The sequence below is a fragment of the Arthrobacter sp. GMC3 genome (assembly GCF_002929305.1).
Lineage (GTDB): Bacteria > Actinomycetota > Actinomycetes > Actinomycetales > Micrococcaceae > Specibacter.
Window position 1 is genome coordinate 46,664 of sequence record NZ_PJIO01000011.1, and the last position, 19,690, is coordinate 66,353.

Here is a 19,690-nt window from a genome sequence, read left to right on the forward strand (position 1 = left end):
TAGCTTTGGGAGCTGTCTTGTGACGGCTCCCAAAGCTATTTTTTAGCCCGCACCATGGCCGAGACCCACCAAGCCATCAGGGGTGTCACCACGGCCATCCCATACAGCCACACATTGCCTTGGATGTTGCCGGAGATCATGCCAAAACCGCCACGCGGAATCGAGAGCAGCCCGGCACATAGATAACTTGCCGCCCCGCACATCACCACCACCCAGGTGTTGCGGCTCCACAAGCCAACAAAGAGTTCCACCGCCGCCAGTAGTACCAGCGCGGCCAAGGCCCCCACCGGGATCACCATGCCGGACATATGCCAGGCGTGGCTGTGTAGGGAGGTGCCCAGCAGGCCTGCGCCGATGCCCGCACCAATGCCCGCCGCAAAGACCGCCCAACGCCGAGGTGCTGGCAAGTGGGACCGCCAAGATCCTGAAGGCTCGGTCATGCCCTGCCCTCTCCGTAGACCATGGACGGCTCCAACTCCACAAACTCCTCAATCCCCGAAACGTCTTTCCACACATCATCGGAGAGGGCATAGCGTGCACCCTCAACGGTGATCTGGGTTCGGTGGGCCCGCATTGCCGCAATCTTTGCTTCCATATCCCCGGTGACGCTGATGCGCGCCACCCCGGCCTCCAGGGGACGCTCGGGACGGTCACTGACAATGGTGAAAACCCGGGGAACCTGCCAGCCGGGCACCGCCCCCGCCGGATCCATAGCGCGTTTCAACGCGTCCATGGTCAGTTGGTGGGTGCGGACGTGGTCGGGATGTCCATAGCCGCCGTCGGCGGCATAGGTGATGACGGCGTCGGGCTTGACAGCCCGGATGACCTGGGCCGCCAGCGTCGCCAGCTCTGGTAACGGTGTCATGGACAACGAACCATCCAGAACGGTGTCCGCCGCCGTCGCCCGTCCGTCGGGCCCCCATTGCATGCCGGAGTCACGGAATACCGTGGGACCGCTTGCGGGAGTGGCCTGCCCCTGCCCGAGCCACACATGTTCGCGCACGCCCAGGGCGCCCAGGGCCGACGCCAATTCGCGTTCGCGCTCGTCCGCCAGCCCGCTGCCATCTGCAGGTTCATGCGCCCCCTGCGGCCCGGTCGGAACGGCGCCCACTTCAAGGTGCGCCAGTTCCGGCGGGATCACCTCGCCCAGCTCGCCCCGTGTGCACGTCAGGAGAACCACGCGTGCACCGGCCGCGGCATAGGCCGCCATGGTGGCTCCCGTGACAATGGTTTCATCGTCGGGGTGGGCGTGGACAAAAAGTAGTGTTGCGTCCGGGCCCACACCGGGGAGCAAGGAAGAAGTAGTGCTTGTGTCCATGTCCACCAATCTACTCGCTGGCTCCAACGCGCTGGCAATCGCCCGGACACAGCCTTAAAAGGTGAGGGCCGGTCTACCTGGCGCCGAAGCGTCAAGGTAAACCAGCCCAAACCAGTATTCACCAGGGGTTAGACCAGCAGAGTTGCTCCCGGGATGGCTCCCAGCAGGTCCTGCGTGTACTTCTGGCGCGGGTTGCTGAACACCTCATCCGTGGTGGCAGTCTCAACGATCCGGCCCTTTTGCATGACGCACACGTCGTCGGCAATCTGGCGGACCACCGCGAGGTCGTGAGTGATGAACAGGTACGTCAGGCCAAGTTCGGCCTGAAGATCCGTGAGCAGGTTCAACACCTGCGCCTGCACCAGAACATCCAGTGCCGACACCGCCTCGTCGCAAATGATCACGTCCGGGTTCAGGGCCAGGGCACGCGCAATGGCAATGCGCTGACGCTGACCACCGGAGAGCTCATTCGGGAAACGGTGCATGGTGGCGGCAGGCATGGAAACCTGATCCAGCAATTCCCGCACCCGCTTCTCGCGTGACTTCGAATCACCGATCTTGTGGATCTTCAGCGGCTCTTCAATGGTCCGGTAGATATTGAACATGGGGTCCAATGATCCGTACGGGTCCTGGAAGATGGGCTGCACGCGACGACGGAAGTCAAAGAGTGCCTTGCTCTTGAGCGTATTGACCTCGACGCCGTCGAACAGGATGCTGCCCTCGGTCGGGGACAGCAGGCTCAACGCCATCTGAGCCACCGTGGACTTGCCCGAACCGGACTCCCCCACAATGGCCATGGTGGTGCCGCGCTTGACGTTGAAGGAGACGTCATCCACTGCCTTGAAGTCGGTGCCCTTACCCAAGGCTCCGCGGAGCTTGAATACCTTGGTCAGGTTACGAACCTCAATGAGGTTCTCACCCTTGCCAGCAGGCTTGCGCCCCTCTGCAGGGGCGGACGACGGCGCAGGCTCAGCGACGCTGACAGCCTCAGCCGGAGCCTGCGTCACCTTGCTGGACTTCAGCCGGCGAGAGGCCAGGGACGGAGCCGAATTCACCAGTCGCTGCGTGTACGGGTGCTGCGGGTTGCGCAGGATCTCCAGTGCGGGACCCGACTCAACCACCTGCCCCTTGTACATAACCACGACTTTTTCGGCACGCTCGGCAGCAAGGCCGAGGTCGTGGGTGATCAGCAGTACCGCAGTGCCCAGCTCGGTGGTCATCCGGTCCAGGTGGTCAAGGATCTGACGCTGCACCGTCACATCCAGGGCCGACGTCGGCTCATCGGCAATGAGCAACCGCGGACGGCAAGCCAGACCAATGGCGATCAACGCGCGCTGGCGCATACCGCCGGAGAACTCGTGCGGGTACTGCTTGGCACGGTTTGCCGCGTCGGGCAGGCCGGCTTCCGCCAAAACCTCCGCGACGCGCTCCTTGGAGTTGGCGCCGTCGAGCCCGTTAGCCTTCAACGTCTCCTTGACCTGGAAACCGATCTTCCAGACGGGGTTCAGGTTGGACATGGGGTCCTGAGGAACCATGCCGATGGAGTTTCCACGCAGTTCGATGATGCGCTTCTCACTGACGTTGGTGATGTCCTCACCGTCGAAAATGATCTGCCCGCCACTGACGCGTCCGTTGCTGGGCAACAGGCCGATCGCGGCCAGTGCCGTGGTGGACTTGCCCGAACCGGACTCCCCCACAATCGCGACAGTCTCACCGGGCATGATGGTCAGGTGCGCGTTACGCACAGCATTGACCGGCCCGTTCTGGGTACTAAAGGTGATGGCCAGGTCCCGAATTTCAAGAAGCGGCGTATCTGCGTTGCGGGAGGCTGCGGAATTCACAGGCGTTCCTTTTTCATTGATTGACATGCCGTCACCGCTTCCTTGCTTTGGGATCCAGGGCGTCGCGGAGTGCATCACCGAGCATGATGAAGCTCAAAACGGTGATCGACAATGCCAAGGCAGGCCAGAGCAGCACACCGGGATTGTTGCGTACCTGCGGCTGGGCTGCCGAGATGTCATTACCCCAGGACATGACCGAGCCGGGAAGTCCCAGACCCAGGAAGGACAGTGTTGCCTCGGCAACAATGAACGTACCCAGGGAGATGCTGGCAACAACAATGATCGGTGCCAGAGAGTTGGGAATGACGTGCCTGACAAGGGCGCTGAAACGTGAAAGTCCCAACGCCTTGGAGGCGGTGACAAAATCGGCATTGCGGTTTTCCAGCACAGCGCCGCGGGTGATGCGAGCTATCTGTGGCCAGCCAAAGAGCACCAGCGCAACTACCACCGTCCACACGCTTCTGTTGTCACGGAAGGCGGGGAGCTGGTTGATGACGATTGCACCAAGGATCAGCGGCAGGGCGAAGAAGATATCGCCCAAACGTGCCAGGATCGCGTCAAGCCAGCCACCGTAGTAACCGGCCAGGGCACCCATGGTGCCACCAATGACCAACACGCCAATAGTGGTCAACACGCCCACTGTCAGCGAGGCCCGCGTGCCATAGATCATGCGGGAGTAGACATCGCAACCCTGCAGGGTGAAGCCGAGCGGGTGACCCGCACGTGCTCCTTCGGCCGAGTTGGCCAGGTCGCAACTTGTGGGGTCGACGCTGGCGAACCACTGCGGGAATCCAGCCACTACCACCACAAGAACGATCAACAGTGCGGAAATAATAAACAACGGCTGCTTGCGCAGGTTCCGCCAGGCATCGGCCCAGAGGCTTAGCGGCGCTGCCGTGTTATCAACTTTGTCGACGGCGGCCAGAGGGGTGTCCTCCAGCGGTGCCACAAAGTGCTCAATAACCCGGCTGGAGGTTTTGCCTTGACGAGCTGCCGGGGCGACCGGTTGTGCCGGTTCAGTTTCAGGTGTCAGGTTCTCAGACATAACGAATCCTTGGGTCGAGCCATGCGTACAAAAGGTCCACAACGAGGTTGGCCACAACAAAGACAATGACGAGGAGGCTGACAACGGCAACGACCGTGGCGCTCTCACCCTTCAGAATTGCCTGATAGAGGAGGTTGCCAACGCCGGGGACGTTGAAAATACCTTCGGTGACGATGGCACCACCCATGAGGGCGCCCAAGTCGGCACCGAGGAACGTCACTACGGGGATCAAAGAGTTACGCAGAATGTGAACCACCACCACGCGGCGGCGACTCAGGCCCTTGGCCGTGGCCGTACGGACATAGTCGGCATTCATGTTTTCGCTGATGGATGCCCGGGTCAGGCGGATCACGTAGGCCAGGGACACAAGTCCCAAGACCAATGCCGGCAGGATCAGCTCGTTCCACGGTGCGGCACCGCTGACGGTGGGACGTGCCCAGCCCAGCTGGACACCAACCACCAGCTGGAGCACGAAGCCCAGGACGAAGGTGGGGACGGCGATAACGATCAATGAGGCGACCAGGACGGTGCTGTCGAACAGCTTGCCCTTGCGCAGGCCAGCAATGACGCCAAAGAAGACGCCGAAGATGGCTTCAAAAGCCAGGGCCATAATGGCAAGCCGTGCTGTGACGGGGTAGGCGCGGGCAATGACCGCTGACACTTCCTGGCCCGAGAAGGTCTGGCCAAGGTTAAGGGTCACAAGATTTTTCAAGTACAAGCCGTACTGAACCCAGAAGGGCTGGTCCAGGTTGTACTGGGCCCGAAGGGCGGCCTCCACGGCAGGTGCCATGGGCTTGCCTCCGGAAAGCGCGGCAATGGGATCACCGGGAGTTGCAAAGACGAGGAAGTAGACAAGCAGCGTTGCCCCGAAGAAGACGGGAATCAGCTGCAGGAAGCGGCGGAGCGTAAACATAACCATTACGGCACCACCACTCCCCGGGTTCCCAATCGCAAAGCGTTCATGAAATTACCTGTTCTAGTTGACGGTACAGGGCAGCTTTATGCGGATCTCGCCAAAGCTGCTGTACGGAAAGTAACACAAATGTGTGTAAGACGTGCGAAAAAGGGGACCCGGCAGCAAGGCCGGATCCCCCTTTTCATGCCACGTTTCTAAGAACCTTGCCTAAGCAAGAACCTTACTTGGCGGTAATGTCGTAGTACAGCGGAACACCGTTCCAGCCGAACTCCACGGTGTTGACGTTGTTGCTCCAAACACCCTGAACTGCCTGGTACCAGAGCGGGACAACCGGCAGGTCCTTCAGCAGGATCTCCTGTGACTGGTTGAACAGCTTGTTTCCGGCTTCAACGCTGGTTGCTGCCAGGCCCTCACTCAACTTGGAGTCGAACGCGGCGCTGGAGTAGTTACCATCGTTTGAACCTGCTCCAGTGCCGTAGAGCGGCCCGAGGAAGTTGTACAGCGACGGGTAGTCAGCCTGCCAGCCGGCGCGTGAGGCTCCGGTCAGCGCCTTCTTGTTCACCAGGGCGCGCATTTCCTTGAACGAGGAAACCGGGTTCAGCTCAGCCTTGATTCCCAGGTTAGTGGCAATCTGGTTGGCCATGGCCGTGATGTATTCCTTGTTGCCGGCACCATCGATGTTGGAGGTGATGGTGAAGACCTTGTCGGCCGGCCACGGGCTGATGGCGTTAGCCTTCGTCCACAGGTCCTTCGCCTTGGCAGCGTTGAACGTCAGAACATCGTTGCCCGGGATGGAGTCGCTGTAGCCGTCCAGCACGGGTGAGGTGAAGTCCTTGGCGATCTTCTTGTTGCCGTAGAAGATCTTGTCGATGATCTGCTGGCGGTCGATTGCCATGGAGATGGCCTGGCGGCGCATCATTCCGGCTTCGCCCTGGAATTCAGGCAAGTAGCTGGGGATAGTCATAGTGGCGTTACCAGCGTAGGGCTGGTTGACAAAACGGTCCTTGAAGTCCGTCTTGAAGTTCTGCAGGCCGCTCGGGGGAACCTGGTCCAGAACGTCCAGGGTGTCCGACTGAACGCTTGTGTAAGCGGCATCCGGGCTGGAGAAGATGGTGAACGTGACGCCACCGTTCTTGGCCTTGCGCGGTCCGTTGTACTTATCGTTGGGTACCAGTGCGATGGAAACGTCGTGCTTCCAGCCATCGGCTGCCAACTTGTACGGGCCGTTACCGACAGGGTTCTGGCCGAATGCGGCCGGATCCTTGTAAGCGGACTCAGGCAGCGGGTAGAAAGCGGTGTAGCCAAGACGCAGCTGGAAGTCAGACTCCGGCTGTGCCAGCTCTACGGTGAAGGTGTTGTCATCGACAACCTTCAGGCCTTCCATGGTGGTCAGGGTGGAACCCTCTGCGCTGACAGCGTCGTAGCCCTTGATGGACTCGAAGAAGTAGGAGTTCAGCTGCTTGTTCACTGCCGCGGCACCGAAGTTCCAGGCGTCAACAAAATTCTTGGCAGTGACGGGGGTTCCGTCGCTAAAGGTTTCGCCGGACTTGATCTTGATCGTGTAGTTCTGGGAATCCTTGGTTTCAATGGAATCCGCGAGCTCGTTAACGATCTTGCCCTTGGCGTCATAGCTGACCAAACCGGTGAAGATAAGGTCCATGACCTTTCCGCCGCCGACTTCGTTGGTGTTAGCAGGCAACAGGCCGTTTTGCGGTTCCGTGTTGTTTGCGGTGATGACCTTGGTGGTGTCACCCGTTGTGGCGTTGTTGCCGCCGGTGCCACCGCTACATGCGGTGAGGGCCATGGCAACAACAGCTGCCACACCCAATGCTTTGGAAGTGCGTGAGAAACGCATTCCGCCTCCTTGATTCTCTAATGGTTGCGAGCAAGACACCAGTTGTTTATTGGATGCCCGGTTCGTCGTTGAACCTTAGGCGTGTCTCAACTCATACCCGTCTAGGCTACCGGGAAAAAGTTACCTTCGAGTAATCCAGACCACATTGAGCCCAGATCTTTACCGAGATGAAACCTTAAAGAACAGCAGCCCGCCCCAGCGAAAGCTGGGACGGGCTGCTGTTGAGTGCTTTTTAGGCCGTTATGCCTTGGCGCGGGCGCGGAAGGCCTTGGCACGCTCGGAAGCGTCCAGGATGAGCTTACGGATGCGGATCGCCTCCGGGGTAACCTCAACGCACTCGTCTTCGCGAGCGAATTCGAGAGACTCTTCCAGAGTCAGGTTGCGCGGAGGGGTCATGTTCTCGAAGGTGTCCGAGGAAGCTGCACGCATGTTGGTGAGCTGCTTTTCCCTGGTGATGTTTACATCCATGTCATCGGCGCGAGAGTTCTCGCCGACGATCATGCCTTCGTAGACCTCTGAGGTGGGCTGCACGAAGAAGCTCATGCGCTCCTGGAGCTTGATCATGGCGAACGGGGTGACGACGCCGGAGCGGTCAGCCACGATGGAACCGTTGGTCCGGTACTCGATGGGACCGGCCCACGGCTCGTACCCTTCAGCGATGGAGGAAGCAATACCGGCACCGCGGGTGTCGGTCATGAAGCGGGTGCGGAAACCGATCAGGCCACGGGCCGGAACGATGAATTCCATGCGGCACCAGCCGGTGCCGTGGTTGGCCATGTTGACCATGCGGCCCTTGCGGGCTGCCATCAGCTGAGTCACGGAGCCCAAGTATTCCTCGGGCACGTCGATGGTCATGTGTTCCATCGGCTCGTGACGCTTGCCATCAACCATCTTGGTGACAACCTGCGGCTTGCCTACGGTCAGCTCGAAGCCTTCGCGACGCATCTGCTCAACGAGGATCGACAGAGCCAATTCGCCACGGCCCTGTACTTCCCAAGCGTCGGGACGCTCGGTGGGAAGAACCTTCAAGGACACGTTACCGACGAGTTCCTTGTCAAGACGGTCCTTGACCTGGCGGGCTGTGACCTTGTGGCCCTTGACACGGCCGGCCAACGGCGAGGTGTTGATACCGATGGTCATGGAGATGGCCGGCGGGTCAACCGTGATCAGGGGCAGCGGCTGCGGGTCATCGATGTCGGTCAGGGTCTCACCAATGGTGATGTCCTCGATACCGGCAACAGCGACGATCTCGCCGGGGCCTGCAGACTCTGCCGGGACACGGGTCAGTGCCTGGGTGGCCAGCAGTTCGGTGATCTTGACGGGCTTGATGGTGCCGTCGTGACGGGCCCAGGCAACGGTCTGGCCCTTGCGCAGGGTGCCGTTGAAGATACGCAGCAGTGCAAGACGGCCCAGGAACGGGGAAGCGTCCAAGTTGGTGACGTGTGCCTGGAGTACGCCGTCCGGGTTGTACGTCGGGGCCGGGATGTGCTCGATGATGGTCTTGAACAAGGGCTCAAGGTCCTCGTTGTCCGGTGCCGTGCCGTTTTCGGGCTGCACGGTGGAGGCGCGGCCCAACTTGCCGGATGCGTAAACAACCGGAACGTTCAGAACGGCGTCGAGGTCCAAGTCAGGAACTTCGTCAGCCATGTCCGAAGCCAGGCCCAGGAGCAGGTCCATGGACTCGGCAACGACCTCGTCGATGCGAGCATCGGGACGGTCAGTCTTGTTGACAAGAAGGATAACGGGGAGCTTCGCGGCAAGTGCCTTACGGAGCACAAAGCGGGTCTGCGGCAGCGGGCCCTCGGAAGCGTCAACGAGGAGGACGACGCCGTCGACCATGGACAAGCCGCGCTCAACCTCGCCACCGAAGTCAGCGTGGCCGGGGGTGTCGATGACGTTGATGGTCATGACCTGACCATCAGCGGAGGGACCGTTGTAAGCCACAGTGGTGTTCTTGGCCAAAATGGTGATGCCCTTTTCGCGCTCCAGGTCACCGGAGTCCATGACACGCTCTGCAACTACACCGTGTTCGGCAAAGGAGTGCGTCTGCTTGAGCATGGCGTCAACCAGGGTGGTCTTACCGTGGTCAACGTGCGCCACAATGGCGACGTTGCGCAGGTCAGTGCGCGAAGCGGTGTTCAGAGAAGTGTCGTTCATGCGTGAAGACTCGTTTCAGTTGGGCCCGGCTGCAGGCCCGAGGAGGGCAACGGCAGAAAGTCACATTGTTGTCAGTACATAAATGGTGGCCGTGATAATCGGCAGATAACACCATTCTAGACGTAGTGCCAAATACGGCCTAGTCACTTTATCCCATGAGCTGCGTGTTTTTCGCCATGGTTGCCCCGCAACAGGACATGGAAGCCCATTTCATCCCGGAATTTCGGCATTAACGCACGACGGCGGCTGGTGAGTCACGTGATGAACCTCACCTGCCGCCGTCGTTCTTCAACAGCTCACTTTCAAAAACTAGGCACGCACTACTTCACGTACTTCCAATCCGCCACATTCCACCAGACGCCCACACTGACGGGGGAAAACCTGGCCCCGCTCATGTGGGGGCCGGTGGCGCTGAGGCTGATGTGCTCGAACAGCGGAAGCCCGTACCCGGCCTGAATGACAAGCTGGTCGATCTGCATTTTAAGGGCATTTTGCTTGGCATCATCCGGGGTGATGGCCAGTTGTTCGGACAATTGGTCGACCACGCTGTTGGAAAAGTTGTTCAGGTTGGACGCGGCACCAGTCTTGAAGATTTGTGGCACCTGGACAGACCCTGAGGCGTTTGCCTTCCAGCCGAACAGGGCCACATCGTAGGAGCCCGCCTTCAGCGCCGCTTGCCACTGGTCAGCGCCAAGACCCGCATCGGTGACGGCGAATCCAGCCAGTGTGGCCGACGCTGCCACCAAGGTGTACTCCAGCGCGCGGTCCGGATCGTCCTTGTTGTAGAGAATGCGGATGGTCGGTTTTGCCTCGCCCAGCAACTCCTTGGCCTTGTCAATGTTCACCGTGGCGTAGTCGGTGCTGCCGTTGCTGCGCGCCGATTCCTTGTAAGGGGTTTGGATTTCCTGGAAAACAAACGAATCAAGAATCTCAGCCTTTGCCTCCATCGGCTTGACCAGGGCGTTGAGTATTTCCTGGCGCGGCAGGGTTTGCAAGAAGGCGGTGCGGAAGTCCGGATTGTTGAAGACGCCACCAAAGTTGAGGACCGCCTGGTCGAAGCCAAGACTGCTGCCCTGCTGGACTTTGACGTCCTTCAAGGCTGTCAGCGACTTGACCGTGGCGGGCGTTGCGGGCGGCGAAATCACGTCCGCAGTCTTGTCTTTCAGGGCCGTGATTTGGGATTCCGCGTTACCGTCGTAGCGGACGGTCACGGTATCCAGGGTCGGAACGGTACCCCACGTATAGTCGGCATTGCGGGTCAGGACTAGGTCCTTCTCTGCGTTGATGCTCTTGACCAGGTACGGGCCATTCGACAGCGCAAGTGAGGGGTCCGGCATCGACTTCGTGTCAAAACCGGTGTTCCAAAAATCTGCCACCGTTTTCAACGCCGCATTGGCAGGTAGGGGCGCGGCCGGGTCACCCTTGGGTGTTTTTTGCAGGAGCGCGGTAAGCGCATCCGCATCCTTCAACCCCGTTCGCACGGCGACGATGTGGGCGGGGATGCTGACCGTGGACCCCAAAGCTGTTTCCCAGTCTGAGAACGGGGTGGTGTATTTCAGTGTCAGCGAGGATCCGCCGTCGCCAATAACCGGCATTTCGGTTTGGGACAGGCCGGTGGTGTCGCCGGCAAAGTGGAAGTAGCTATTGCCCTTGGTGACGTTGAAATTCGCATCCAAGGTGGCGTCGTTGAAGTACCCCGAGCCCGCGGCCCACTGCAGCATCAAGTCCGCGGCGGTGACGGGGGCGCCGTCGGACCATTGGACACCGCTGTTGATGGTGTACTTGATGGTCAGCGGGTTGTCCGACAGCATCTGGTACTTGCCAAATTTGGGATTCGTCTCGAGTTTGAGGTTGTTGTCCACATAGTTGAACCCTGAGTGCGTGGCGGCGTCGATCCTGGCGTTGATGTCCGTTTGTCCCGTGACGCTGCTGGCATTGAAGGAACTGAAGGGGTTCGTCTCCAGCACGTTCACATTGCCGCCCACGGCAGGCTTCGCCGACGACGTCGTTTGGTCTGGGCTCGGCGGTGGTGCCGTGCAGGCGCCCAGCGCCACTACTGCTGCTAGGGCTACGGCAAGTGCTTTGGAAATGCGTCCGGCGCGCATTCCACCTCCATTTTCATACGCTGAGTTGTGGGGCGCTCCGGGCTCGTCGGCATCGTGCCGGCTGGTGGCTCCCCGCTCAGTTAGACTACCGCAGCATGCCCGGCGGGGGTGTGTGGCGGAGCAGTTTCCAGACTCATGAACCTAGTACCCGGTGGCACCGTCGATGCATTCGCGCAGAAGATCTGCGTGCCCCAGGTGTCTGGCGTACTCCTCGATCATGTGAGTGTAGATCCAACGCAAGTTGATTTCCTGACCTCGACGGCGGCCCGGCAGCGGCGCGTCTAGGTCAGGAATTTGGGCGGCTAGGGCCCGCATACGCACAATTTCTGTCCCGTAGTGCCTGACATCGGCCAGCGCCTGCTGATGCGAGTAGCCGTTGAAATCGGCGTCGGGATCTTCGGCCCGGTAGTGGGCTGCCTCCTGCGTCCCGGTGGCCACATTGGAAAACCAGTACCTTTCAACATCGCTGAGGTGGCGGACCAGCCCCACAAGTGTCATGGTGGACGGCGGTACGGACTGACGGCAAAGCTGTTCAGCGCTCAAGCCGCCAACTTTGATGGGGAGTGTTTGGCGGTAGAACTCCAGCCAGCCCTCCAACGAATCCCGGTCGCCAGCCATGAACGGCAGCTCAATCCGGTCGTCCGGTACTACGGGAGTGCGTTCTTCGAATGATTCCATGGGACAACTCTTGCACATTGGGGGTTCCCAGAGGGGTGGATTTGCGGTTGGATCGGGGCATGAGCATTCGTATTCAATCCATGTCAGTAGACACCACGAACCCGGCCGACTTGGCACGTTTCTGGCAGGCCGCACTTGGGTGGCGCATCACCGAGGAGGACCCCGACGAGGTGGTGTTGGAGCCGCCCGCAGGCAGCCGCGAGGACGACGTGGTACCGGACATCTTGTTCCTAAAGGTGCCCGAGGAAAAAGCCGGCAAGAACCGGCTGCACCTTGACTTGCGTCCGGAAGACCAGGCTGCTGAGGTTGCCCGGCTGGAGGCCTTGGGAGCACGGCGGGTGAATGTAGGTCAGGGAAGCGACGTCACCTGGGTGGTCCTGGCCGATCCGCACGGCAACGAGTTTTGCGTGCTGCGGGCGCTGACCGAGCAGGAGCTGGCCGCCCGGTAAAGCTGTGGATAACTTTCAGCGAAGAAAGGTGATCGCTGCAAAAATTGATTTGCATGGGAATCAGATACTTCGCACTTCCTGTGCCAGCGCAATTAGTAGCCATTGCACGAATCAATCCACGCGCGTTCCTGTCCGATGCGCACTTTTGGGAATCCTGGTCAGACCCGCCTGACCGGCCTGAAGCACTGTTCCTGGATAAGTGCTGGTGGGACTTGCAGCAATTATTTGGCGGGATGGACCCGGAATCCACCAGGGACGCGTACGAGCTGGTCCGTGGCAACGTGACCGAGTATGGCTACGGCTGGATTCCCTTTGATCGGGTTCTATCCGCCGAAGAGGTTTTCAAGGTCTCCATCGATCTTGCCTCGGTGGACTTGCCGGAGCTTTATCAGAACTTCACGCCCCATATGTCCCCGGACTGGGCGGCAATAATGGACGGACGGCGCAGCGCCGTGGAGTCCTATTTGGAGGCCGCCAGGAAATTCACGGTCCAGCTTTCCGAACTGGGCTTGGGTTTGATCTACTCGATCGGCTGAGGCCAAGGTGTGACTAAGGGATTCAGCGGCCAAACAATTCCCGGGGCTTCACCAAATCTTTCCGGGCAGTACCCTCGGTTCACGTGAAGGCAAGATACCGTGGGCACATGGCCAAAATTCAAGGACTCGACGAACTCCTGACCGCCCTGAACGCCGGGGAGACGATCCCCGGCGGCTCGCCGCATCACGCAGCAATGCACGCCGCGAGCCAGGAGTCCCTGCGTATTGCTGCCGAGCTCAATGGGCGCTACCACTCCCCCGCCGAGGTGCGAGCCCTGATGAGTGAGCTGACCGGCCACCCAGTCCCCGAGTCATTCCAGCTTTTCCCGCCCTTCAGTGCCGACTTCGGCAAGAACATCCGTTTCGGTGATGATGTGTTCATCAATAGCGGCTGCCGGTTCCAGGACCAGGGCGGGATCGAAATCGGGGCGGGTTGCCTTATAGGACACAACGCCGTCATCACGACGTTGAACCACGACATGCTGCCGAGCCGGCGGGCCGACATGCACCCGGCCCGGGTAGTGATTGGCCTGGGCGTTTGGTTCGGGGCCAATGTGACGGTACTACCGGGCGTGAGGATCGGTGACGGAGCCGTGGTGGGCGCAGGCTCGGTTGTCACAAAAGACGTGCCAGCAGGTGCGGTGGTTGTTGGGGTTCCGGCGAAACAGGTGGGCACAGTTCCGGAGGGTTAGTTCCCTGAGCTGGGCCGGGATAATGCGGTTTGCAGTTACAAACAAAGACGGAGACACCCTGGGGCAAGAGCGCCCAGAGTGTCTTCGCCTTTGCGTCGTGCTGTTCGCACGAACGGTGACGTGGGGTGCGGCGTGTGGACGCAGCAGGAGTCTGCTCCGTCCACCCAGCCTCATCAGCCGGCGCGCCGCCGGTTGATCATGACCGTTGTGACTCCGGCGGCAGCAGCCAACAGTCCCAGCAGCAGGATCCACCCTGCGATGTTTGGCAAACCGGTGCTTGCCAACTGTGAAGAATCGCCTTTGGAGGTGTCAGCTGGCGGAGCAGATGTCATCGAGGGTGACGGAGCAGGGCTCTCCGTTGATGTGGGCACGGGCGCAGTGAGCGCTATTTCTGCCACCTCAGAGGCGGAGACTGCCAGGAATGACGGATCCTCGGGTACGAACGTGGCCGCAATCTTCATTACTGATACCGGCGTGCCATTTGGCACGGTTATTGGGATAGTCACGGACGCGCCAGCGCTTCCCGGCGCCGCCTTGGCAAGAGGCAAGACGCCTCCCAGAGGTGCCGTCGCGAGAAGTGCGTTGCCGTTGCGGATCTCCACCGTTCCCTTCGGAAGTGTCTGATCGGCAGAGGTAACAGTGATATCGGCGTTGACGGGTGTTGCCGAGCCAATCTCCAGGCTCTTGCCTGAGAGGTCCATCGTGGTCGTCGTCGCGGCGGCTCCCGTCGGATGAACGTCTGAAGCCCATTCAGTCGGCGTCGAGCTCAGTTTGAACGACACGTTGCCGCCCTGACGGAGCGTGTCCGCTTTCATCCAGCTTCGACCGTATGCGTGTCCATCGATCTCCATGGATGCGATGAACGGTGCGGCTGTTGGGTCGCCGTCGGCGGCAATCCTTGTCGGTTTTCCATCGACCCACACAGTGGCCGCGGGGAACAGCGGCGAGGAAATGGCCAGGCCGGGGTCCGACGGCGACACAGGGAACAGTCCCAGCGAGGCGAAGACAAACCAGCTGGACTGTGCCCCCATGTCGTCGTTGCCGGGCATTCCGTCCCGGGCCGTGCTGAATGCAGTGTCGCGCAGCTGGCTGACCACATACTGGCTGGCTGCCGGGCGGCCTGCCCAGTTGTAGGCCCAAGGTGCCTGGTAGCCCGGTTCGTTGCCCATGTAGTACGTTTGGGCGTCCTGGCCGCCGTTGAGCTGCTTGAGTGTTGGCTTGGCAGTCAGCTCATCGTTCATGGAGAACAGCGCGTTGAGACGCTCAATCGCGGCCTCATTCCCGCCTGTGGCCTCAATGAGATCGTCCCAGGACTGACCGAAGGACCAGAAGTAGTTGGGTTCAGTCGATTCGTGGAAAGACCCCGGGGTGACAATTTCCCCCAGCGTGCCGGGTGTTGTTGGCGCCTTGCGGGCAATGAGCTTCCCCGTTGCCGGGTCCACCATGTTCTTCCAAAGTTCGGTCCGCTGCGCCAGCTTTTCCAGGTCGCTGCCGGTTACTGAGACCTGCGGGTTGCTGCGAACGTCCTCACCGACTGCGGTCAGGAACGAGTATGCGCCGTGGTCGCTGTTGAAGCGTTCAATGTTGGCGCTGGCATGGTCAGCATCGGTAAAGTACCCGTAGTCGAGGTAGCTGGCCGAGTTGGGGAAGCTTTTGTTGCCGTTGCAGGCACTGTTCGGGTCGAACGCGGACTGCTTGACCAGCTTCGCTGCGGTCACAACGTCAAAGTCACGGGCACCAAAGGCGTAGCTTCCGGCCAGGACGGGCAGGGCGTTGTCGCCTGACATCGGGGTGGAATCGTCGCTGGCATCCACCCAGTGCGGCAGGGCGCCGCACTGCATCCCGTCAACCACGATCGACTGCGCAACGTCACTGGCAACGTCGGGCGCGAGGATCGCCAGCAGCTGCGCCTGCGAGCGGTATGTGTCCCACAGGGAAAGGCCCGAGTAGTGGGTTGAATAGGACCCCTTGCCGCCGTCGGGCTTGGTGTAGGAGTAGTCCGCCACGTTTACCGGTGCCCGTTCTTCAACGGCGCCTGTTGGGTCGACGCCGGCGGCCAGCGGCTTCTGCGCGGCAAGGCTTCTGAAATCTCCGTTGACGTCGGAGTAGATGGTCGGCGAACCCAACACGCGATACAGGGAAGTGTAGAACTTCTCCAAATTTGTGCGTTGTTCCGGGCTGAGGGCGCTTGGGTTTGCAGCCTGGTCAACCTGCACCGAATTCAGTCGGGTGTTCCACTTGCTGACAGCAGCGGTCTTGACCTGTTCAAGACTCGAAGTTTCGTTCTCGGTCCGTAGGTTCAGCTCGGCATTTTCAACGCTGACAGGTGAGATTCCCACACGCATGTTGAGCGTGGGATCGTTGGCCGGCAGGTCGTACTGCAGAACGGTTGAGCCATTCACTTCTTTGTTGACAGTGCTAGATGAATCACCCTGGGCCTTCATCGGCTTGTCGAACTCGGCATAGAAGTAGACGTTTGAGTTGTACGCGGTGCCCCACGGGATACAGAAAGCCGGTGCAACCGTCTTTCCGGACAGGACCTTGCCGTCGTCGGAGATCTTCAGTGAGACGTTCTCGGGCGTGACCTTGCCCCTCGTGCTGGTCGAATTAGACGTACCGTTCAAGCGGGTGTCGAGGCTGAAGTAGCCCTCATCAGCTGAAGGGTAGGTGAACCTCGCAATACCGGTCCGCTCCGTCGCCCCGAGCTCCACACGGACCCCGCTGTCGAGCGTAACCGAGTACTCACCCGGAGAAGCCGACTCGGTGGAGGTCTGGAACTTCGCCGGCTGCTGTGGCACGCCTGAGGCATTGCTTACCGATGTCGGCGTGGTGCGCGGCAACATGCCAACGACGCCCTGGCCAGGGCACCCCACACCATTGAGGTGGGTGAGGCTGAAGAAGTTGACGGAGGCTTCGGTCGCGGAAGCTGGGACCAGATATCCACCAGATCCGTTGTAGTCCTTGCGTGACATGTCGGGACCGAACGTGACCATCCCGAAAGGCATTTTGGCCCCGGGGCTGATATTTCCTGCGTAGCCGCTTGTTGAGGACACGGCCGTGCCGATGAGGGGATTCACAAACTGGGTAAGCTCGATCTGTTTGCCCACCTCCGGCGCGGCTACAGCTGGAGACGAAAATGCAGTCGGGGCGAGTGATAAGGCCAGGGCGGCCGCCAAACCGGCAGCTGCTCCGGCTTTTAGCCGCCGCAACCGCGGGGACACCTTGCTAATGGACAATTGTTCTCCTTCGAACAGAATCGGCAGGCCTGGAACGCCGTCGGATGAATCGTTTCCAGTTATCGAAGTTAGCGAGTCGTTCATGAGATGTCAATGGATTACTTTTTGGGATAACGTTGGAGATCCACGAGCACCACGGTGATGGACGTCACTGAATGACGGTCTCACAAATTCGGCAACCCGGGAGAAATGATTGACTCGGAACGACCGGCCCGAGACTCTTCGGCGGGCCACAATCAAGGACGTCGCCAGACTCGCCGGAGTTGGTGTGGGGACAGTCTCACGTGTCGTCAATGGCATGCCAGAGGTTAGCGCCGCAAGCGTCGAAGCCGTCCACAACGCCATCGAGTTTCTGGGATACAGGCGAAATGACAGCGCGCGCATCCTTCGAACGGGAGCGACCGAGAGTATCGGGTTGCTGGTAGAGGACGTTGCCGACCCCTTCTTTTCCCTGCTGAATCGCGCTGTAGAAGACGAAGTGGTGCGTCAGGGATCAGTTCTACTGACCGCCTCTTCGAGCAAGAGCCCAGATCGGGCACGGAAGCTCATTCTCACATTCTGTTCGCGCCGTGTCGACGGGCTAATCATCACCCTGCCGGAGGGAAGCGACGAAGATTATTTGATACGTGAGCACGCAGCGGGTATCCCCATGGTGTTTGTCGACCGACCTCCGCAAAAGGTTGCCGCAGACGTTGTCCTCACCGACAACCGTGGCGGCGCAATGCAGGGAGTTAAGCATTTGATCGCCCACGGCCATCGGCGGATCGCGTGCATCACAGACCGTGCGGAGCTCTTTACGGCCCGAGAGCGGGTCAATGGATATAGGGATGCCCTCATCGACTCCGGCAATCCCTTCGATCCCTCGTTCGTGTTCTCAGCAGCGCTGGAGCAGGAACAGGTCGACACGATGCTTGGACGGATGTTGGCGGATTCAGATCCTCCGACGGCAGTGTTTGCGGGAAACAATAGGGCGGCGGTCATGGTTATCGGTGCGATGCGGAGGCACGGCACGCTACTGGCCATGGTTGCCTTCGATGATTTTGAACTCGCAGACATTGTGGAACCCGGAATCACGGTTGTTGCCCAGGATCCGCAAGGCATGGGCGTCATGGCGATGGATCTCCTTTGCGCACGGCTCCAAGGAAGTCAGGCACCGCCAAAGACAGTGACCCTGGGGACACGTCTCATTCCCCGAGGCTCCGGTGAACTGCCAGTCTCCGGGATTCATTTACCAACCGTCCTCCGCTGAAGGCTGGCGGGCGCTTCGGAAGCCGTCCAGCGATCCAAGGCATCAAAGCGGAACTCCACCATGTTCCAGTTCATAGCAACTGCTTGACGCCGTCGTCATGCTTTCACATGCGGGCATTCCTGTTCCACAGCTGATGCGTCAGTCCACTGGATGTGCTGACGGATTCGACGCTGAACCGCTCTTCCAAGCCAGCAAGGTGATCCCAGATTCGAACACCGGAGCCGAGAACGATCGGAACGATCACCACATGCAGAAAGTCGATGAGATCAGCCTGCAGGAATTCGCTCACCATCGATGGCCCGCCGCCAATTCGAACGTCCAACCCGCCAGCCGCATCCTGAGCTAGACGAAGCGCTTTCTCCGGCGTCGCATCTACGAAGTGGAAGCTGGTGCCGTTTGCGAACTCGAGTGACTTGCGAGGGTAGTGAGTCAGGATGAATACCGGTGTCAGGAAGGGCGGTTCGTCTCCCCACCATCCTTCCCAGCCGTCGTCGGGCCATTCGCCCGACTGCGGACCGAATTTCCTGCGGCCCATAATCTCCGCCCCAATACCCTGGCCCCACATACTGAACATGGCCCGATCCACTGTCACGGGATCGTCGATGCCATGGACGCCATGAATGACGCGTCCGTCGAACTTGCCGAAAAGCGCCTCAGCTCCACCGATCGGCTTTTCGAGCGTCACGTGATCACCAGCAGCAAATCCATCCGAAGAAATGAGCAGGTTGTGTACTCGCGTGTGAACCATGAGAACTCCCGTTGCAGTGGAAATCTGGAAACACTTGAACCCTAGCCCAGGGTGATTTCCCACGGCAATCATTTTGGGGCCTTGTTTGCTGTACCCGGTCATGAGGTTGGTGACACTCGGCTTTGGGCTAGGTTCGCCGACGACGGGTGGTTAGGCTGGGTTGATGGCGACAGTTATTCTCGTGCGGCACGGCCGCTCCACAGCCAATGCCACTGGACTGCTGGCCGGCCGGGCTGCCGGCGTTAGCCTGGACCAGATCGGGCGGGACCAGGCGGCGCGGACCGGAGACCGGCTGGCACCCGTGCCCTTAGTCGGGGTGGTGTCAAGCCCTCTTGAGCGTTGTCAGCAGACCGCCCAGTTCATCCTCGATCGCCAGACTGGCGCGCCCTACGCTCCCGTTGATCTCGATCTCACCGAGTGCGATTACGGCCAGTGGCAGGGGCGCACGCTCAGTGACCTCACGACCGAGGCTTTGTGGCCTATAGTTCAGTCGCAACCGTCCGCCGTCGTCTTTCCTGGCGGTGAATCCATGGCTGCGATGCAGGCCCGGTCAGTGGCAGCGATCCGACGCCACGATGCAGCATTCGAAGCCGAGTACGGGCCAGGGGCTGTGTGGGCGGCGGTGAGTCACGGTGACATCATCAAGTCCGTTCTCGCCGACGCGCTTGGCATGCACCTTGACCTGTTCCAGCGAATCACCGTGGGCCCCGCCTCCATATCGATCGTGCACTACGGCGCCAGTCGGCCGAGCGTCTACGCCAGCAACACGGATGGCGGTGATCTGCGGTGGTTGTCCAACGGCATCCACTCCGGTGATGCGCCGGTGGGCGGCGGTGCTGGGCAAGAGACGCCCTGAACCCCATGG

Annotated in this window: 16 protein-coding genes; 5 read left to right on the top strand and 11 right to left on the bottom strand. The window is 60.3% G+C overall.

What is annotated here, in order from left to right; genetic code table 11:
• Window positions 1–35: 35 nt before the first annotated feature.
• The 9 genes from CXQ94_RS16575 to CXQ94_RS16615 form a co-directional block, all read right to left on the bottom strand.
• On the bottom strand, window positions 36–440 hold the full coding sequence (locus CXQ94_RS16575; protein ID WP_104091685.1) for a hypothetical protein: 405 nt from the start codon (window positions 438–440) through the stop codon (window positions 36–38).
• Complete coding sequence (locus CXQ94_RS16580; RefSeq protein WP_146070334.1) at window positions 437–1,318, bottom strand: PIG-L family deacetylase; 882 nt, start codon at window positions 1,316–1,318, stop codon at window positions 437–439. Before CXQ94_RS16580 ends, CXQ94_RS16575 begins: the two co-directional genes overlap by 4 nt.
• Window positions 1,319–1,446: 128 nt before the next feature.
• Window positions 1,447–3,186 (bottom strand): ABC transporter ATP-binding protein, encoded by a 1,740-nt coding sequence (locus tag CXQ94_RS16585; RefSeq protein WP_104091687.1) that lies wholly within the window; start codon window positions 3,184–3,186, stop codon window positions 1,447–1,449.
• A 4-nt stretch (window positions 3,187–3,190) separates the two neighbouring features.
• Complete coding sequence (locus CXQ94_RS16590; RefSeq protein ID WP_104091688.1) at window positions 3,191–4,204, bottom strand: ABC transporter permease; 1,014 nt, start codon at window positions 4,202–4,204, stop codon at window positions 3,191–3,193.
• Window positions 4,197–5,123 carry an ABC transporter permease gene (locus CXQ94_RS16595; RefSeq protein ID WP_104091689.1) on the bottom strand — a complete coding sequence of 309 codons (927 nt, stop codon included), beginning with the start codon at window positions 5,121–5,123 and terminating at the stop codon, window positions 4,197–4,199. Before CXQ94_RS16595 ends, CXQ94_RS16590 begins: the two co-directional genes overlap by 8 nt.
• A 217-nt stretch (window positions 5,124–5,340) precedes the next feature.
• The gene (locus tag CXQ94_RS16600) at window positions 5,341–6,975 is read right to left on the bottom strand and encodes an ABC transporter substrate-binding protein (RefSeq protein WP_104091690.1); all 1,635 of its coding nucleotides are present in this window, start codon (window positions 6,973–6,975) and stop codon (window positions 5,341–5,343) included.
• A gap of 240 nt (window positions 6,976–7,215) precedes the next feature.
• A complete protein-coding gene (gene typA / locus CXQ94_RS16605) occupies window positions 7,216–9,132 on the bottom strand; it encodes a translational GTPase TypA (RefSeq protein ID WP_104091691.1) in 1,917 nt (638 codons plus the stop codon).
• A 320-nt stretch (window positions 9,133–9,452) separates the two neighbouring features.
• Window positions 9,453–11,237 carry an ABC transporter substrate-binding protein gene (locus CXQ94_RS16610; RefSeq protein WP_104091692.1) on the bottom strand — a complete coding sequence of 595 codons (1,785 nt, stop codon included), beginning with the start codon at window positions 11,235–11,237 and terminating at the stop codon, window positions 9,453–9,455.
• Between the two features lie 141 nt (window positions 11,238–11,378).
• Complete coding sequence (locus tag CXQ94_RS16615) at window positions 11,379–11,915, bottom strand: DinB family protein (protein ID WP_219817074.1); 537 nt, start codon at window positions 11,913–11,915, stop codon at window positions 11,379–11,381.
• Window positions 11,916–11,974: 59 nt separating this feature from the next.
• Here CXQ94_RS16615 and CXQ94_RS16620 point away from each other — a divergent pair, with 59 nt between their 5' ends.
• The 3 genes from CXQ94_RS16620 (at window position 11,975) to CXQ94_RS16630 (ending at window position 13,592) form a co-directional block, all read left to right on the top strand.
• Window positions 11,975–12,364 carry a VOC family protein gene (locus CXQ94_RS16620; protein WP_104091693.1) on the top strand — a complete coding sequence of 130 codons (390 nt, stop codon included), beginning with the start codon at window positions 11,975–11,977 and terminating at the stop codon, window positions 12,362–12,364.
• 53 nt (window positions 12,365–12,417) lie between these two features.
• Window positions 12,418–12,900, top strand: a complete 483-nt coding sequence (locus CXQ94_RS16625; protein WP_104091694.1) for a hypothetical protein — start codon at window positions 12,418–12,420, stop codon at window positions 12,898–12,900.
• Window positions 12,901–13,007: 107 nt separating this feature from the next.
• Complete coding sequence (locus CXQ94_RS16630; RefSeq protein WP_104091695.1) at window positions 13,008–13,592, top strand: DapH/DapD/GlmU-related protein; 585 nt, start codon at window positions 13,008–13,010, stop codon at window positions 13,590–13,592.
• A 173-nt stretch (window positions 13,593–13,765) separates the two neighbouring features.
• Here CXQ94_RS16630 and CXQ94_RS16635 read toward each other — a convergent pair whose 3' ends face one another.
• Window positions 13,766–16,828, bottom strand: coding sequence for a glycoside hydrolase domain-containing protein (locus CXQ94_RS16635; protein WP_181034263.1), 3,063 nt, complete (start codon window positions 16,826–16,828; stop codon window positions 13,766–13,768).
• Window positions 16,829–17,021: 193 nt separating this feature from the next.
• Between CXQ94_RS16635 and CXQ94_RS16640 the strand changes: the two genes are divergently transcribed.
• Complete coding sequence (locus CXQ94_RS16640) at window positions 17,022–18,077, top strand: LacI family DNA-binding transcriptional regulator (RefSeq protein ID WP_219817075.1); 1,056 nt, start codon at window positions 17,022–17,024, stop codon at window positions 18,075–18,077.
• Window positions 18,078–18,180: 103 nt separating this feature from the next.
• Here the strand turns inward: CXQ94_RS16640 and CXQ94_RS16645 are convergent, their stop codons facing one another.
• Window positions 18,181–18,825: a dihydrofolate reductase family protein gene (locus tag CXQ94_RS16645; protein WP_104091754.1), complete on the bottom strand. Its 645-nt coding sequence runs from the start codon at window positions 18,823–18,825 to the stop codon at window positions 18,181–18,183.
• Between the two features lie 163 nt (window positions 18,826–18,988).
• On the opposite strand from CXQ94_RS16645, the gene CXQ94_RS16650 reads away from it, so the two are divergent.
• On the top strand, window positions 18,989–19,681 hold the full coding sequence (locus tag CXQ94_RS16650; protein WP_104091697.1) for a histidine phosphatase family protein: 693 nt from the start codon (window positions 18,989–18,991) through the stop codon (window positions 19,679–19,681).
• Window positions 19,682–19,690: the final 9 nt, after the last annotated feature.

What these genes read in the sequence shown, in the direction of transcription:
- CXQ94_RS16575 (WP_104091685.1), bottom strand. Translation starts at nt 440, where the DNA reads ATGACCGAGCCTTCAGGATCTTGGCGGTCCCACTTGCCAGCACCTCGG.
- CXQ94_RS16580 (WP_146070334.1), bottom strand. Translation starts at nt 1,318, where the DNA reads ATGGACACAAGCACTACTTCTTCCTTGCTCCCCGGTGTGGGCCCGGAC.
- CXQ94_RS16585 (WP_104091687.1), bottom strand. Translation starts at nt 3,186, where the DNA reads ATGTCAATCAATGAAAAAGGAACGCCTGTGAATTCCGCAGCCTCCCGC.
- CXQ94_RS16590 (WP_104091688.1), bottom strand. Translation starts at nt 4,204, where the DNA reads ATGTCTGAGAACCTGACACCTGAAACTGAACCGGCACAACCGGTCGCC.
- CXQ94_RS16595 (WP_104091689.1), bottom strand. Translation starts at nt 5,123, where the DNA reads ATGGTTATGTTTACGCTCCGCCGCTTCCTGCAGCTGATTCCCGTCTTC.
- CXQ94_RS16600 (WP_104091690.1), bottom strand. Translation starts at nt 6,975, where the DNA reads ATGCGTTTCTCACGCACTTCCAAAGCATTGGGTGTGGCAGCTGTTGTT.
- typA (WP_104091691.1), bottom strand. Translation starts at nt 9,132, where the DNA reads ATGAACGACACTTCTCTGAACACCGCTTCGCGCACTGACCTGCGCAAC.
- CXQ94_RS16610 (WP_104091692.1), bottom strand. Translation starts at nt 11,237, where the DNA reads ATGCGCGCCGGACGCATTTCCAAAGCACTTGCCGTAGCCCTAGCAGCA.
- CXQ94_RS16615 (WP_219817074.1), bottom strand. Translation starts at nt 11,915, where the DNA reads ATGGAATCATTCGAAGAACGCACTCCCGTAGTACCGGACGACCGGATT.
- CXQ94_RS16620 (WP_104091693.1), top strand. Translation starts at nt 11,975, where the DNA reads ATGAGCATTCGTATTCAATCCATGTCAGTAGACACCACGAACCCGGCC.
- CXQ94_RS16625 (WP_104091694.1), top strand. Translation starts at nt 12,418, where the DNA reads ATGGGAATCAGATACTTCGCACTTCCTGTGCCAGCGCAATTAGTAGCC.
- CXQ94_RS16630 (WP_104091695.1), top strand. Translation starts at nt 13,008, where the DNA reads ATGGCCAAAATTCAAGGACTCGACGAACTCCTGACCGCCCTGAACGCC.
- CXQ94_RS16645 (WP_104091754.1), bottom strand. Translation starts at nt 18,825, where the DNA reads ATGGTTCACACGCGAGTACACAACCTGCTCATTTCTTCGGATGGATTT.
- CXQ94_RS16650 (WP_104091697.1), top strand. Translation starts at nt 18,989, where the DNA reads ATGGCGACAGTTATTCTCGTGCGGCACGGCCGCTCCACAGCCAATGCC.